Here is a 15,021-nt window from a genome sequence, read left to right on the forward strand (position 1 = left end):
ATCGACTCTCCGCGTTGCCACCGATCCCACATCTCGGACTTCTGTTCGTCAGTGTAAAACGTCCTTGTGCGATACTTCATCTCCAACACTCCATCTTTCAAAAGAGACTAAAGTGTTGCACTCACCCGTTGAAACCGCCCCACGGGGCGGACTTTGGACCATCGCACTAACTGTTCTCGGTTCAGCCGTTCCAGCACCCCCTGCCCCGGAACAAAGAAGATAAGGTGCTGCACACGCATTTCGGACTGGATACTGACCGAATTCACATCACGCAAACACCGGCTGTCAGCTTCGGCCATCACGGGGCCATTTGGTGGGGTCAAGTGCCCGCCTGACCGCCTTCGCTTAGTCGGCACCCCAGATTTTACCAGCTTCCTGATCGAGCCTTTTTTGCTCTAGCTGGCTTAGGTACAATCGCGCTGCAGTCGTGTCATCACCGTTGGCTTTTATCGCAGACCGCCAAACCCGCAAAGCAGACCGAAGCGACCAGGGCAGCGCGGCGTATGCAAGCCATGCCCGCAGGTCTGCTGGCAACCGATTATAGGCGGCCATCGGGTCTCCTGTCCGTTTTTTTCGGCGTAAACTCGTGCGGGCATTGCTGCCGCGCCGCGCAAGGGCATCTTTCTTTTCAGCCATGCCCAACACCCGACCACCGGCGCACGGAACCATTTCGAAAAAGGATCATCAATTTGAATGTCATTTGGCCGGGTCCTTGAGACGATAGGCCTTTTTTAGAAAACGAGGCGGGACACTTGCCCAAGTGGCCTGTGCCCCGCTTTCTGGCGCGACAGAATATCCGCCTGCGCCATAATTTTTAGTGAGCCATCATTTCGGATGCGATCTCTGAACCGCTCAGATCAGACGGAAAATATGTTGGCCAATTGGTAACTTCGCTTTGCAACTCAGCCCGGTCGTCCCCCCAATAAAGGTGATAGTGATCGGCTTTGGTCGGCACGATTTTGTGGTCGCTGAATTGGATAGACTGAGGCGCGGCTTCGTCGCCGCCAGACTTTTCAAAAAGGAACCGCACCCCCTGGTTGCCCGATTTGTAGGTCAGAATTTCGTATCCATCGTCCGCATATTGTCCCCGCACCGGCTGCCCTTCCCGAAAGAACGTCACGCTCGTGCCATCGATCAGAATACGCTCCACATCCGTCTTGTAGCCAACCTCGTAATACGCGCGGTACTCCTCTGCTGTCTTTTTCCCGCTTTCAGCTTTGTGCTCCATCACAACGTCCAAAGTGCCGTCCTGTAAGTGGGGGTAGAGAGATTGCCAGTCACCGGCCCAGTCAGACAAGCTGCGGGGCTGTATCTCGGCCTCGTTGATCAAAGATGGTTCCTTAGCCTGATGCGCGTGTTTATGTTCCGCTGCTTTGTCGGAATTTGTCGTTGTCTGGGCCAGTGCCTGAGTCGAAAATACGATCAGCGCACCAAATGCGATAACGCCTGCTTGTTTGAGGATTGTCCGTTGCATGGGAAGGTTCCTGTTTTTGTCGATTCGGTATGTTATATCATAACATTTTGACTTTCTATTTTTTCCGATTGTGATTGGCAAGGCATGCAGGCGCCTAACCGCCAGGTTAGGAAGCAGATGTTGATGGAAAACTGAAAAGGATCATTAAGCTTGGGCGAACTTACGACCGTTTTGTGCGTAAGCCGGGCCTGCCGCCGTCACACAAACTGTTCGCGGATCAGCCGTTCTTCCAGCCCATGCCCGGGATCAAAAAGAATATGGTGCTGGACACGCATCTCGGACTGAATACTCACCGAAACCACATCCCGTACGGCGCGGCTATCGGCTTCGGCCATGACTGGGCGTTTTTCCGGGTTCAGGATTTCGAACCGGACGACAGCCGATTTTGGCACCAAAGCGCCGCGCCAGCGGCGTGGGCGGAACGGGGCGATTGCGGTCAGGGCCAGCACGTCTGACCCAATCGGCAGGATCGGACCGTGGGCGGAATAGTTATAGGCGGTGGATCCGGCCGGAGTGCTGACCAGCGCGCCGTCACAGACCAGTTCCTCCATGCGCAAGCGCTCATCGATGGTGATGCGCAGCTTGGCCGCCTGAGGTCCGGCACGTAGCAGGGATACTTCGTTGATGGCCAGCGCTTCGTGGTGGCTGCCATCGACGCATGTGGCGTGCATGGTCAGCGGGTTCAGCACCTCTTCCTGCGCTGCGGCAAGCCGCTCTGGCAGGTTAGACTCGGAATAAGCGTTCATCAGAAAGCCAACCGTGCCCCGGTTCATCCCATAAACCGGGATGTTCAGCGATTGTGTGGTGTGCAGGGTCTGCAGCATAAACCCGTCCCCGCCCAGCGCGACAATCACATCCGCTGCCTCGGGCGCACAATTGCCATGACGCCCAATCAGGGCCGCGCGTGCGGTTTGGGCCACGGGGGCCTCGCTGGCTAGAAAAGCGATTCTCTGGGACATGACAGCCTCGGACAAATGTTTCCCTGCCCCGCACGCATGTTTCCGATCGGGACATATGTTTATCCACTGCACCATAGAAGGCGTTGGGGCAAGGATTTGTGTCGCTTTGGGACCTTTTAACCCTATGCCCTTTCCTTTAGGTACACCGCCAACGCAGCCACCTGACCACTTGACCTGGAGCAATATCCATGACCGCACACCGCGACACCGGTTTCTTTACCGAGGCTCTGTCGAGCCGCGACCCCGAGCTTTTTGCGTCGATCACCGACGAACTGGGCCGTCAGCGCGACGAGATCGAGCTGATCGCCTCGGAAAACATCGTCTCTGCCGCCGTAATGGAAGCGCAAGGGTCGGTCATGACCAACAAATATGCCGAAGGTTATCCCGGACGCCGCTACTATGGCGGGTGCCAATATGTGGACGTGGCCGAAAATCTGGCAATTGACCGCGCCAAACAGTTGTTTGGCTGTGACTTTGTGAATGTTCAGCCAAATTCGGGCTCACAAGCCAACCAGGGCGCGTTTCAGGCGCTGATCAAACCCGGTGACACCATTCTGGGGATGAACCTTGCGTCAGGCGGGCACCTGACCCACGGCGCAGCGCCCAACCAGTCGGGCAAATGGTTCAACGCTGTGCAATACGGTGTGCGCAAACAAGACAACCTGATCGACTATGATGAAATTCAGGCGCTGGCGACCGAACATCAGCCCAAGCTGATCATCGCCGGTGGATCCGCCATCCCGCGCCAGATCGACTTTGCCAAATTCCGCGAGATCGCAGATTCGGTTGGCGCGCTTCTGATGGTCGACATGGCGCATTTTGCCGGTCTGGTGGCCGCAGGCGAACACCCCTCGCCGTTTCCGCATGCGGACATTGCCACCACAACCACGCACAAAACCCTGCGCGGCCCACGCGGCGGCATGATTCTGACCAATGACGAAGCCATCGCCAAAAAGGTCAACTCAGCGATCTTCCCCGGCATTCAGGGCGGCCCGTTGATGCATGTGATTGCAGCCAAGGCCGTGGCCTTTGGCGAAGCTCTGCGTCCCGAATTCAAAGACTACATCAAGCAGGTGCGCGCCAACGCCGTCGCCCTGTCGGATCAGTTGATGAAAGGCGGGCTGGATATCGTCACCGGCGGCACCGATACGCATGTGATGCTGGTCGACTTGCGCCCCAAGGGTGTCAAAGGCAACGCCACCGAAAAAGCGCTGGGGCGTGCGCATATCACCACCAACAAAAACGGCATTCCGTTTGACCCTGAAAAACCGATGGTAACATCCGGTATTCGTCTGGGCACCCCGGCGGGCACGACGCGCGGGTTTGGCGAGGCTGAATTCCGCCAGATCGCAGACTGGATCATCGAAGTTGTCGAAGGTTTGGCTGCCAATGGCGAAGACGGCAATGCCGACGTGGAAGCCAAGGTCAAAGCCGAAGTGGCCGAGCTTTGCGCCCGCTTCCCGATGTATCCCAACCTGTAATCCAACCGGATTGCCAACCGGATTGAATGCACGAACGCCCGGCCCAACGGCCGGGCGTTTTCGCTTCAGCCTATCGACGTTCCGACGTGGCGGCCGTAGAATCGCTTCGCCGGTTCTTGGGCGACACGCGCGTTCCCTTGCCTCGCGAACGCAGCCCCTGATGAGACGGGAGAAGCTCTTTCGGGCTGCGGGGAAAATCACCGGATCCCCAACGACCTTCGCGCGTTGCAACACGGAATGCATTTGAAAGTATTCCAAACATTTTCATACTCCAGTTCTGTTCTATGTCGGTAATTTATGGACTTTTTCGATATTTTCCATTCAATATGGTTTTTGAACTGTAAGCTGGAGTTACATTATGGATTGGTCCGCACTGCCATCACTTTCGGCACTACGTGCCTTTGAAGCTGCCGCTCGGCACGGCAGCCTCAGCGCCGCGGCACGGGAACTGAACGTCTCCCACGCTGCCATTGCGCAGCATGTTCGACAGCTCGAAAAGGTGTTGGTCGAACCACTGTTGCACCGGTCAGGGCGAGGTGTCGCCACAACCGAAGCCGGACGTGGGCTCGCCCAAGACCTGAGCCAAGGCTTCGCCATAATTGCCAAAGGTGTCGCCACATTACAGAGACGCAAGGAAACCCAACCGCTGAATGTCAGCGTCACGCCGTCCTTCGCGGCCAATTGGCTGATGCCCCGGATCGGCAGCTTTTGGCAAACCCACCCGGACGTCAAACTAAACATCAACCCAAGCATCGCTTTGGTCGATCTGCAGCGTGACAATTTTGACATGTCGATCCGATTTGGAGACGGGGACTGGAAAGGGCTGGACTGCCAGTTGCTGACGCATGGCGAATTCTGGGTCGTGGCTGCCCCCGGGCTGCTTCAGGATCGCGCCGTCTCGGGCCTTCTGGACGTCGCCATGCTGCCGTGGATCATGGAGACGCACATGCTGGAATGGCGACCGGTCGTGGAAGATGCCGGTCTGGAACTTGACCGTGTCGACGTGACCGTTCTGGAAACCAACGAACTTGTATTGTCGGCTACTCTGGCAGGGCTGGGGGTGTCCGTGCATCCCAAATCGCTAGTGGAACGAGACGTTGGAAACGGCACGTTAATCCGGATATGTCGCCTGCCGGTTAAAGACCTTGGGTACTATCTGATAACGTTACCCGGGCCCAAAAGCTCCCGGCAAAAGGCGTTTATGAAATGGGTGCTGTCTGCTGCCCGATCGTGAAACGCAAAACACCCGGGGCAGACCCCGGGTGCATCAGCGCGTATTTTGTAGCGTCAGACCTTGGATGCGGGGTCCATCAACGCTTCTTCCAGAAGCTTTTCGTCGCGCGCATCTTCGATCCGGCGGATGCGGTCTTCGCTGGAGCGCGCGTCAAAGCGGTATTTGACAACATTGATCAGGCTGATCGTCAAAAGCACGATCCCCATGCCCCAATATCCCTTGGTAGACAGCGGCACATCGGTCGAAAGCCACAGCGAAATGGCCAGCAGCCCATAGGCCAACGCAACGCCTGCGCCATTGATTAACATGATCAGTCCACTGTCTGTACGGTCATTATGCATTTAAAATCTCCTGATAAATTATTGAATTTGGAGTGAAGGTTGGCCCTGCGTCGGGCCGAAATTATTGAGTTTTCTGGTCTTTGATACGGTTCAAGACATCTGTTGCGGTGGATTTGTCCTGATGTCCAAATCCGGCATCTGCCATGCGCCCGGCAAGATCGCTGTGATCCAGCCCGGTCTCGATCTCTCGCAGGATTTCGCCCTGCTCAAACGGATCGTCCTGACCCAGAACTTTTGAGATCAGCTCTTCTGCTTCTTCAAACGGGCTGGTTTTGCTCAGGTTCGGGTTCACCCGGCGCTGAATGCCCTGCTCTTTGCGGGCAGCGCGCGCAGCAACCGCGCCCTGTTTCAGATCGATGATACGACGATGGGCTGTTGCCACGGACTGGCGCAGTTGCAGGATGCGGTTTTGCAGACGATGCACCGTGTTTTCCCGCACGCTGCGTTCGTTTTCCAGATCTGCCACAGCCTGCGCCGCTTGGGTGGCCAGATCCTCGCGCCCGCCTTGCAGGGCCTCGCCTGCCCGGGCCATCAGATCGCTGATACGGCCGTCAAGCGCTTCCATCTGGCGCGTCTCGGCCCGTTCGCGCTGTATCAGGCTTGCCAATGCCACTTTGGCGGCTTTGAGGTTATCTGTCGCTTCCCGGATTTTCTGGTCGATCAACTCGATTGCAAACTGGTCTCTGACCTTTTCTTCGCTGCGCGCAGAAGCGCCGATCATCAAAGTTTTTAAAGTACCCAACATGTCACTCTCCATTTATGAACGTCGTTCACAAATTGAACATAGCGCATCGTGAACATTGTTCAAGAGGTTTTTGAACAATGTTCAATTTTTTTCTTCGGCGCCAATTCTCAAGAGCAACTGAGCAATCATTTTGCGGATGTTTTCAGTGGGCACACCAGAGATCCGGTTTTCCAAACCCAACAGCACAATACCATGAACTGATGAGAACAACGTTCGCGTCATCATCTCAAGGTCCTCAGACGACATGTCGGGAAACAGCTCGCAAAGAGGATCGCGGATATTTCCGAACAGCTGATCAAGGGCTTGCAAGTACCAATCGGGCACCGGGCCATTTGCGGTCATACGCAGATCAAACAGCGCGCGCCACAGATTTGCGTTCCCGGATGCAAAGTCCAGATAGGCATGTGACATCAGGACAAGCCGCTGTCTGGGCCCTGCCCCGGACCCGGCCACTGACGCGATGACGGCCTGACCAAGTTTGCGAAACGTGATGCCGTTCACCTCAAGGACAAGGTCGTTGAGGTCGTCAAACACGTTATAGATCGCCCCCAGCGAGCAGCCCGCCTCTTTGGCCAGATCCCGCGCCTTGACGGCGGCCAACCCGTTTTGTTCGATCTGTGCCTGCGCCACGCTGACCAGCTTTTGCCTGAGGTCTGCCCTGCGCGCCGCTACTTTTCCTGCCACGTTGGTTTCCCTTTTTTGAACCACGTTCAGGATACAGGCACACCGACAGACAAACAAGGTCGGTCACACTCAGGCCCGCCAGCGCTCCCGCCCCTTTGACCCGCGGCAAGCCGCGTCACAAAGCGTTGGGCATGGCTCGCCTTTGGCGAGCTTGTGCTGCCGCGCAAACATGGTGTGCCCTTGCCTGTTTGTTCTTTATTTGTTCGCAAGCACCCGTTAGCGTGCCCCAATGACATTCAGAATTTCCAATCGCGATGCCCGCCGCCTGTGGCTGAGCAATCAGGCGCTGGCGGCCACCCCAACGGGCCCGGCCGATCCGTTGACCACAATCCGTCAGCTTGGGTTTGTTCAGCTGGATTCGATACAGGTTCTTGCCCGTGCGCATCATCATATCTTGTGGTCGCGCAACCAGAATTACCGCGAACCGATGCTGGATAAGTTGCTCGCCAAAGACCGCAGCGTGTTTGAGCATTTCACGCATGATGCCTCGGTCCTGCCCATAGAAACCTATCCCTACTGGCGGCGCCAGTTCCGTCGCAAGGCCGAGATCATGTCACAGGCCGGGTGGTTCAAGGGGTTGCCGGGGCCGCAGGATCGTCAGGCCATCAAGGCGCGCATTGCCAATGAGGGCGCGTTGTCGACGATGGCGTTTGACACGAAAATTCAGGGCGCCAAGGAAATGTGGAAGCGCCCTCCGCACAAGCTGGCGTTGGATTTCATGTGGTATACGGGCGAGCTTTCGACCTGTTACCGCGAGAATTTTCGCAAGTTCTATAACTTGAGCGAACGCGTGATCCCGGACGCAATGCGGGATACGGACATCGATGAGGGTGTGGCGCTGGATTGGTTATGCCGTCAGGCGGTCGACCGTCTGGGATTTGCCAGCCCCGGAGAAATTCAGCGATTTTGGGACACGGCCAGCGCGGTCGAAATACGCGCCTGGGTAGACGGCGCTGATCTGCGCCCGGTACAGGTGGAAACGGCGGCCCGCGAATGGATCACTATGCTGGCACCGCCTGATATTTCGGACCGGTTGGAAAATGCGTCCGCCGCCACATCCCGGCTGCGCATTCTCAGCCCGTTTGACCCGGTGGTGCGCGACCGCGACCGAATGAAGCGGTTGTTTGGGTTCGACTATCGGATCGAGATTTTTGTGCCCGCCGCCAAACGTAAATGGGGGTATTATGTCTATCCCCTTCTGGAAGGTGACCGGTTTGTCGGGCGGATTGAAGCCAAGGCGGACCGTAAGGCGGGCGTTTTAACGGTGTACAAACTGTGGGCCGAACAAGGGGTCAGATGGACCCCGGCCCGCGCCACCAAACTGGACGCTGAACTGATCCGCATGGCGCGCTTTGTCGGGACGCCAAATATTGCGTGGGACTGTGCGCCGCATCCCGAATCCTAGAAGGTGCCCAACCGGATCAGGGCGCCGGGCTTGGGCGGGCTTAGGTCAAAGAAACCCACGCCAGACCAGAACGCCCAAAAGCAACGCACAAAGCGCGATCAGGTTGAAACTCAGCGCCCCTAACGTGCCCAGAATAGCGCCCTTACGACGATCTGCAGTGTCTTCTTCCTTCAATCGTTTGTGCACGGCTTCATAAGCGGCCTCGATGCTTTGTGCATCGGTCTGAAGCATCAGTTTGGGATGCCCGGCCTGTTGTTGCGCCAAAACGATCACCCGCGCCTGCGCCTGCACCTGTTTGGGCACACGTCGCCCGATCTTGCGCATGGCCACCTCAAGCGTCTCGGCCTTCACGCCGAACTTTTCACGCGCAAGTTTCAAAAGTCGCTGGCTTTTGCGGTCAATATCGGCGGGATCAATCATGGCCGCATCCTAACGATGCGCGCGCGGCGGCTCAACCACTCTGGAACAAGCGGGTTTCCCGCGCTATCACAGGGCCATGTTGAACGTGATCGAATATGGCACCCGCACCGACGCACCTGATTTATTAATCGTACATGGGCTCTATGGGTCGGGGCGAAACTGGAGCGCGATTGGCAAGCGCTTGGCCTTGACGCGCCGCGTTCTGTCTGTTGATCAGCGCAATCATGGTCACAGCCCGTGGTTCGACACGCATTCCTATGAAGACATGGCGCGCGATCTGGCCGAAGTGATCACGGCGCAGGGCGTGACGATGGATGTTCTGGGCCATTCAATGGGCGGCAAAGCGGCAATGGTTCTGGCGCAAACCAGACCCGAACTGGTGAACCGGCTGATCGTGGCCGATATTGCCCCGGTTGCCTACAGCCATGATCAGAACCAACATATCCAGTCCATGCGAGCCGTTGACCTGAGCCAGGTCGAAAAACGCTCGGACGCGATGGATCAGCTGAGCCAAACCATCGACGACGCTGCGCTGCGCAGCTTTTTCACCCAGTCGCTGGATGTGCGCGAAAAGCGCTGGCTGCTGAATCTGGACACGCTTGAGGCCGAGATGCCGAAAATTCTTGCCTATCCACAGGTTACTGGCGAATACGGCAGACCGACGCTGTTTCTGTCGGGGGCGAATTCCGATTACGTTTTGCCAGAGCACCGCCCGACAATCCGCGCCTTGTTCCCCAAGGCACGGTTCGCCAAGATCACAGGTGCAGGCCACTGGCTGCACGCGGAAAAACCGCACGAATTCATCGCATCAGTTCAGGCTTGGCTGGGTCAGGCCCCGGCTGCGTAAATCATTTTTGCCACGCCCCAGGTGGCGGGAAATGACAGCAGATAGCCAAGGCCACCTCCCACCAGAATGGGCGTCAACGTGTCCATTCCGCTGGCCAGCGCGGCGACAACGCCGATCCCGGCCAACGTGGTTCCAATGAACAGATGCAATACAAAGGCAAGGCGCAACATAGCCGACTCCTGACAAGATTTTACGATTACCGTCAGATATATTCATTAATCGGTATGTATCTTTGATCTGTGTCAGATGCCGATTAAATCATGATGTTAAATCGCATCAAAACATCTCCGGTGTGATTCATCAAAACCATCTCCCGATCTTCGATGGCATAACTGCGCACCTGATCGAGCATTTTGAAAAACGCGCGCTCCTGGTCATTCAATGGCCCCGGGCATGCCATTTGCGTTACAGCAAACTGCCCGAATGTCACGTTTTGACCTTGGCTCTCATAGGTTCCGTTCAACCGGTTACATCCGGATGTACCGCTGACCCGACCCTCCGGACCAAATGTCAGCTCAGGCACTCTCTTTGGGTCCAGCTCAACACCCGGAAGCTCCGCTCCAATCCAGGCTGTACCTGCCAACGAGGGCATTTGAGGCTTGGGTGACATTTCAACCATCACGTCTACCTTCTCTGGCGCGTCCGATGTCAGGGCGGGAAAAACCTGTGTAGTACGAAACAACGTTTTTTCACCGGATGTGATTTCCGCCTGTACTGCATAACGGCCCGTGTCGGACACCATGGCGTCGTCATAGGTCAACTGCCAGCCCACTGGCACCTGCCCCCCGGGACGCACCGCAACCGCACCCAACATGACCGATGGGGCATCGGCCAGCGAAATATCCACCAATTGCACGTTCACAACCGCCTCGGGTGGCATGGCAATCCGCGCACGATAGGCAACCGTGCCCTCTAATGTGCGAAATTCGGCCAAAGCCGGCAGCGCGGCAAGACAAAGCGTGGCGGCAAGACCAGCGCGAGACAATGTGTGAGACATTTTGGGGTTTCCTTTGAACTCTACCGAGCCAATTTAGGGTGACATAAGCGTGCTTCAAGCATCGCCAGTTCACCCCGGCAATTCTTTGCCCATGTGTCTGATACTACGACCAATGGCGCATTTGGCCTTTTGTCCGGGTTTTGCTAGGCTTGTATGACCCAACAGCAGCAAGAGCCGATGAACAACGCCAAACCAGACCTGTCAAAACCTCCCTTTCATTCTGCCCTTGTCGTGGATGATCACCCCCTGTTTTGTGACGCGCTGTCCATGACCCTTCAGGCGGTGTCCACTGTCCGCACCATCACAACCGCCCCCTGCCTTGGCGACGCTTTGTCCATTCTGGAAAACGGAACCAGCCCGGATATCATCGTGCTCGATCTGAATTTGCCGGATGTCAAAGGTCTGGATGGCTTGTTGCGTTTGCGCAAGGCCACCCGCGGCGCAATTGTGGTTGTCTCCTCCATGACCGATAATCGCGTTGTCAGCTCGGCCATCCACGCAGGCGCATCGGGTTTTATCCCGAAACACAGCCAGCGCGAAGTATTCCGACGCGCCCTTGAAACCCTGGCGCAGGGCGAGACGTTCTTGCCCGAAGGGTGCGTTTTGCTGAAGGAGGACGACGACGTTGAACGCGACGATGCGGTCAGCCGTCTGGCGTCACTGACAGCGCAACAGGCGCGTATCCTCAAGCTGATCTGCGAAGGCAAGCTGAACAAACAAATCGCCTTTGATCTGTCGATTGCTGAAACCACCGTTAAGGCGCATGTCACAGCGATCATGCGCAAACTGGGCGTTCACAGCCGGACCCAGGCGGTCCTGATTGCACAGGAAACCAGTTTTGACAGGGTCTTGCACAATGACGCCTAGCCCGCCTATTCTGAAATCGGAGTGAGGACCAAAGGAGTAAGGGAGGAGATCATATGGATCAGGTCAAAGACCTGGCCATGCAGGATCATGTCCAATCGCAAAACATCGTACGCACGGCAATTGCAGATTGTCGGGCGCCCGACGCTGTGGACCAGCTGGTTGCAGCCCTAACGCCTCAGGACCTGTGCCTTGTGGTTGTGTTTTTATCCCCCAACACCGATCTGAACGACTTTTTGGCCAAGGCAAATGGCCGCTTTGGCCAAGCGCAGGTTGTCGGCTGCACAACGGCTGGCGAAATTGGCCATCAGGGCTACACCTCGGACCAGATCGTTGCTGTCGGCCTGCCCTGCTCGCATTTTACTGTCAGCACAATGTTGATCGATGATCTCAATGACATCCAAACACAGGACCTGATCGGCGACATGATCCGCAACCGGAACGCGCTTGCCAAACAGGCGCCGGACTGGGACTACGAATTTGCCCTGCTGCTGGTGGACGGCATGTCTATGCGCGAAGACGCGCTGGCGTCCGAGCTTGCGGTCGGGCTTGGGCCAGTGCCATTGTTCGGCGGCTCTGCGGGCGACGGTGAAGACTTTGGCGAAACCTGGATTTTGCACGACGGTCAGATCCACGCAAACGCAGCCGTTCTGGTGCAGGTCAGGTCAGACTGCCCTATCCGCGTTTTCAAGGCCGACCATCTGCAACCCACCGACCGACGCATGGTGGTCACCTGCGCCGATCCCAACAGCCGCCTTGTACGCGAGATAAACGCCGAACCCGCCGCGCGCGAATATGCGCGCGTGTTGGGCAAAGACCCCGAACAATTGTCGACATTTACCTTTGCGGCCCATCCTGTCGTGGTGCGCATCGGCGACAAAACCCACGTGCGTGCCATTCAGCGCGTCGCAGACAATGGCGACCTGATATTCTTTTCCGCCATCGACGAAGGCGTTGTTCTGACATTGGCCGAACCGGAAGACATGGTTGTGCATCTGGACCGCGAACTGGAGGCGTTGTCTGAAAACGGCGCACCGGACATGATCCTTGGTTGTGACTGCCTGTTGCGACGCGTCGAAGCTGAACAGAAACAGGTTGTGCATGGCCTGTCAAAACTATTGGCCAAACACCGGGTTGTTGGCTTTTCCACCTATGGCGAACAGGTCAATTCAATGCATGTGAACCAGACCCTGACCGGGGTGGCCATCTATCCGCCGGACAAACACTAGCCCATGCCGCACCATTTGATCGACCCGACTGACAGCCTTGAACGGCAAAACGAAAAGCTGCTCAAAATTGTCGAAACGCTCATGCGCCGCACAGAACAGGGCAGCGACCCGGCCGGTATGGCTTATGCTCAGTTCGAGCGCGCCGCGATGCTTGAGGAAGAGGTGCGTGTACGTACTCGCGAACTGGAACATGCATTGGATTTGCTCAATGAATCCAACGCGCAATTAGGCCAGGCCAATGCTGCAGCTGAAGAAGCCCGCGCCAACCTCGCCAATGCGATCGAAACCGTACAAGAAGGTTTTGCGTTGTTTGATGCGGACGAAACTCTGGTCATGTGCAACAGCCGTTTCGGCAAGCATATGCAGGACATTCACCACCATTTCAAACCCGGTTTGCCGTTCCAGGAATATGTGCGGCTGGTGTCGTGCAGCCCGTTTTTGGAACTGCCCGACGGCGTGACCTCTCAGGATTGGGCAGCGCGGCGCATGTTGCGTCACAAAGACAATCATGTGGTGTTCAACGCCCGCATGACCGGAAGCCGCTGGTTGCAGGTTAGCGAGCACCGCACCGGTGATGGCGGCACCGTCGTGTTGCAGACAGATGTGACTGACATGGTGTTGATTGAACGTCAGGAACGCGAACGCCTGCTGGACGATCAGGCACAGCTGATCAAAGCCACGCTTGAACATCTCAATCAGGGAATTTGCATATTTGACAACCAAACAAGGCTGGTTGGGTGGAATCGCCGGGTTGGCGAGTTGCTGTCCATTCCGGCAGGTCGCTTTCGTCTTGGGTCGCGGTTTCAGACAGTCTATGGATTGCTGCTGCAGGACATGCCACCCCAACCCAATGGGGACGCGGAAATCCTGACAAACTGGGCCGCGCATAATGCGCGCCGTGCGCCTTTGTCGCTGGAACTGACCATATCGGGCGACAGGACGCTGGCGGTGTTTGCCCAACAAATGCCGGACGGCGGCTTTGTGATCAGCTTTACCGACGTCACCGCCGAACGCAGTGCGGTGCGGGCCATTTCCGAGGTCAACGAAACGCTGGAACGTCGCGTCATGGAGCGCACGTTGGAGCTGGAAGACGCGCTGTCAGAAGCCGAACGTGCCAATGCTTCCAAATCCCGGTTTGTCGCGGCGGCCAGCCATGATCTGTTGCAGCCTTTGTCGGCGGCCAAGCTGTTTGTTGCCTCTCTGGAAAGCGATCTGGAGGATGCCAAGCTGCGCGAACGGATGACCAAAACCAGCGGTGCCCTACAAAGCGTAGAGAACATTCTGGGGGCATTGCTGGATATTTCGCGTCTGGATTCAGGTGCAGCTGCAGTGGATATCACCGATCTGTCGCTACAAGCGATGTTGGCACAATTACGCGATGAAATGCAGCCACTTGCACAGGAAAAGGGGTTAGAATTTACCGTCGACGCAGACCCGGCAATGGTCACCAGTGACGCCACCTATTTGCGCCGCATCCTGCAAAATCTGATCTCCAACGCGCTGCGTTATACCGAAGTCGGCGCAGTGAGCGTGACGCTTACCCGCAAGCCGGGCCGGATTGGTGTTATCGTACACGATACCGGACCGGGCATTCCCAAAGAGCAACACGAAAAAATCTTTGACGAATTTCACCGGGTCAACGCTCAGGCCAGCCCTTCTGAGGGGCTTGGGCTTGGGCTGGCCATTGTTGAACGGGCGTGTCGATTGCTCAAACATCCGCTGGAAATGGAGTCGGTGCCGGGACAAGGTACAACATTTATGCTGGAACTCCCGGAATCTGTGCAGGAAGAGCTTGACCTTGGCAGGCCGGTCGCCCGACAAACTGCATGCCTTTCCAAACGCATCGTGTTGCTGATCGAAAACGATGCGGACCTGCGAAACGCTTTGTCGCTGACGCTGGAAAGCTGGGGCGCGGATGTTTTGCCTTGCAAAGGTGGCGCCGAAGCTCTGGCGTTGCTGGAAGAAATCGATATCGCTCCGGATGTGGTATTGGCCGATTACCAGCTTGATAATGGCCAGTTTGGCACCGACGCGATTGCCGATTTGCGAGCCCGATTTGGTGACATTCCAGCCTGTGTGATTTCAGCTAACCGCGCCGTTCCACTGTCCCTGGAATGCACGCGTTTGGGGGCGGCGTTGCTTTACAAACCGATCGACCCTGACGCGTTGCGCGGATTTGTGGAAACCGCCGCGCCCAATTGAACGTCATATGCTGAAAAAATGACGCCGACGCGCTGCCGACGTAATACCGACGCAATACCGACGCCGCAAAACCGGATCATGACACCGGCAACCGGGTTGCCCCCCGTCCATGGCGCGCATAGGTTGCTCCACGGAAAAA

At 56.8% G+C, this 15,021-nt stretch carries 17 protein-coding genes; 7 read left to right on the forward strand and 10 right to left on the reverse strand.

The features are described from left to right. Window positions 1-107: 107 nt before the first annotated feature. The 4 genes from ABJI08_RS04055 to ABJI08_RS04070 form a co-directional block, all read right to left on the reverse strand. Window positions 108-323, reverse strand: coding sequence for a hypothetical protein (locus tag ABJI08_RS04055; RefSeq protein ID WP_348400548.1), 216 nt, complete (start codon window positions 321-323; stop codon window positions 108-110). 22 nt (window positions 324-345) lie between these two features. After that, window positions 346-669 carry a DUF6525 family protein gene (locus ABJI08_RS04060; RefSeq protein WP_348400549.1) on the reverse strand — a complete coding sequence of 108 codons (324 nt, stop codon included), beginning with the start codon at window positions 667-669 and terminating at the stop codon, window positions 346-348. A gap of 145 nt (window positions 670-814) precedes the next feature. After that, on the reverse strand, window positions 815-1,474 hold the full coding sequence (locus tag ABJI08_RS04065) for a metal-binding protein ZinT (RefSeq protein WP_348400550.1): 660 nt from the start codon (window positions 1,472-1,474) through the stop codon (window positions 815-817). A gap of 197 nt (window positions 1,475-1,671) precedes the next feature. Next, window positions 1,672-2,433 carry an NAD kinase gene (locus ABJI08_RS04070; protein WP_348400551.1) on the reverse strand — a complete coding sequence of 254 codons (762 nt, stop codon included), beginning with the start codon at window positions 2,431-2,433 and terminating at the stop codon, window positions 1,672-1,674. Between the two features lie 188 nt (window positions 2,434-2,621). On the opposite strand from ABJI08_RS04070, the gene glyA reads away from it, so the two are divergent. Together glyA and ABJI08_RS04080 are read left to right on the forward strand one after the other, a co-directional pair. Then, window positions 2,622-3,914 (forward strand): serine hydroxymethyltransferase, encoded by a 1,293-nt coding sequence (gene glyA / locus ABJI08_RS04075; RefSeq protein WP_348400552.1) that lies wholly within the window; start codon window positions 2,622-2,624, stop codon window positions 3,912-3,914. 358 nt (window positions 3,915-4,272) lie between these two features. Then, complete coding sequence (locus ABJI08_RS04080; RefSeq protein WP_348400553.1) at window positions 4,273-5,148, forward strand: LysR family transcriptional regulator; 876 nt, start codon at window positions 4,273-4,275, stop codon at window positions 5,146-5,148. A gap of 53 nt (window positions 5,149-5,201) precedes the next feature. Here ABJI08_RS04080 and ABJI08_RS04085 read toward each other — a convergent pair whose 3' ends face one another. From ABJI08_RS04085 to ABJI08_RS04095, 3 genes are all read right to left on the reverse strand, one after another. After that, a complete protein-coding gene (locus tag ABJI08_RS04085) occupies window positions 5,202-5,489 on the reverse strand; it encodes a hypothetical protein (protein ID WP_348400554.1) in 288 nt (95 codons plus the stop codon). Window positions 5,490-5,550: 61 nt separating this feature from the next. Next, a complete protein-coding gene (locus tag ABJI08_RS04090) occupies window positions 5,551-6,234 on the reverse strand; it encodes a PspA/IM30 family protein (protein ID WP_348400555.1) in 684 nt (227 codons plus the stop codon). 81 nt (window positions 6,235-6,315) lie between these two features. Continuing rightward, on the reverse strand, window positions 6,316-6,918 hold the full coding sequence (locus tag ABJI08_RS04095; RefSeq protein WP_348400556.1) for a TetR/AcrR family transcriptional regulator: 603 nt from the start codon (window positions 6,916-6,918) through the stop codon (window positions 6,316-6,318). A gap of 229 nt (window positions 6,919-7,147) precedes the next feature. On the opposite strand from ABJI08_RS04095, the gene ABJI08_RS04100 reads away from it, so the two are divergent. Beyond that, window positions 7,148-8,323 carry a crosslink repair DNA glycosylase YcaQ family protein gene (locus ABJI08_RS04100; protein ID WP_348400557.1) on the forward strand — a complete coding sequence of 392 codons (1,176 nt, stop codon included), beginning with the start codon at window positions 7,148-7,150 and terminating at the stop codon, window positions 8,321-8,323. Between the two features lie 45 nt (window positions 8,324-8,368). Here ABJI08_RS04100 and ABJI08_RS04105 read toward each other — a convergent pair whose 3' ends face one another. Next, window positions 8,369-8,743, reverse strand: a complete 375-nt coding sequence (locus ABJI08_RS04105; RefSeq protein WP_348400558.1) for a hypothetical protein — start codon at window positions 8,741-8,743, stop codon at window positions 8,369-8,371. A 76-nt stretch (window positions 8,744-8,819) separates the two neighbouring features. On the opposite strand from ABJI08_RS04105, the gene ABJI08_RS04110 reads away from it, so the two are divergent. Continuing rightward, window positions 8,820-9,590: an alpha/beta fold hydrolase gene (locus ABJI08_RS04110; protein WP_348400559.1), complete on the forward strand. Its 771-nt coding sequence runs from the start codon at window positions 8,820-8,822 to the stop codon at window positions 9,588-9,590. On the opposite strand, the gene ABJI08_RS04115 is transcribed toward ABJI08_RS04110, so the two are convergent. Both ABJI08_RS04115 and ABJI08_RS04120 read right to left on the reverse strand, forming a co-directional pair. Next, window positions 9,572-9,760, reverse strand: a complete 189-nt coding sequence (locus ABJI08_RS04115) for a CTP synthetase (RefSeq protein WP_348400560.1) — start codon at window positions 9,758-9,760, stop codon at window positions 9,572-9,574. The two genes, ABJI08_RS04110 and ABJI08_RS04115, sit on opposite strands and share 19 nt — an antisense overlap. A gap of 83 nt (window positions 9,761-9,843) precedes the next feature. Continuing rightward, window positions 9,844-10,587 (reverse strand): META domain-containing protein, encoded by a 744-nt coding sequence (locus ABJI08_RS04120; RefSeq protein WP_348400561.1) that lies wholly within the window; start codon window positions 10,585-10,587, stop codon window positions 9,844-9,846. 153 nt (window positions 10,588-10,740) lie between these two features. On the opposite strand from ABJI08_RS04120, the gene ABJI08_RS04125 reads away from it, so the two are divergent. Genes ABJI08_RS04125 through ABJI08_RS04135 form a run of 3 tightly spaced genes read left to right on the forward strand, consistent with a single transcriptional unit; the run spans window position 10,741 to window position 14,882 of the window. Continuing rightward, window positions 10,741-11,454 carry a response regulator transcription factor gene (locus ABJI08_RS04125; RefSeq protein WP_348400562.1) on the forward strand — a complete coding sequence of 238 codons (714 nt, stop codon included), beginning with the start codon at window positions 10,741-10,743 and terminating at the stop codon, window positions 11,452-11,454. Window positions 11,455-11,507: 53 nt separating this feature from the next. Then, window positions 11,508-12,680 (forward strand): FIST N-terminal domain-containing protein, encoded by a 1,173-nt coding sequence (locus tag ABJI08_RS04130; RefSeq protein ID WP_348400563.1) that lies wholly within the window; start codon window positions 11,508-11,510, stop codon window positions 12,678-12,680. A 3-nt stretch (window positions 12,681-12,683) separates the two neighbouring features. Beyond that, a complete protein-coding gene (locus ABJI08_RS04135; RefSeq protein ID WP_348400564.1) occupies window positions 12,684-14,882 on the forward strand; it encodes a PAS-domain containing protein in 2,199 nt (732 codons plus the stop codon). Window positions 14,883-15,021: the final 139 nt, after the last annotated feature.

This window comes from Shimia sp., from assembly GCF_039969785.1.
Lineage (GTDB): Bacteria > Pseudomonadota > Alphaproteobacteria > Rhodobacterales > Rhodobacteraceae > Shimia.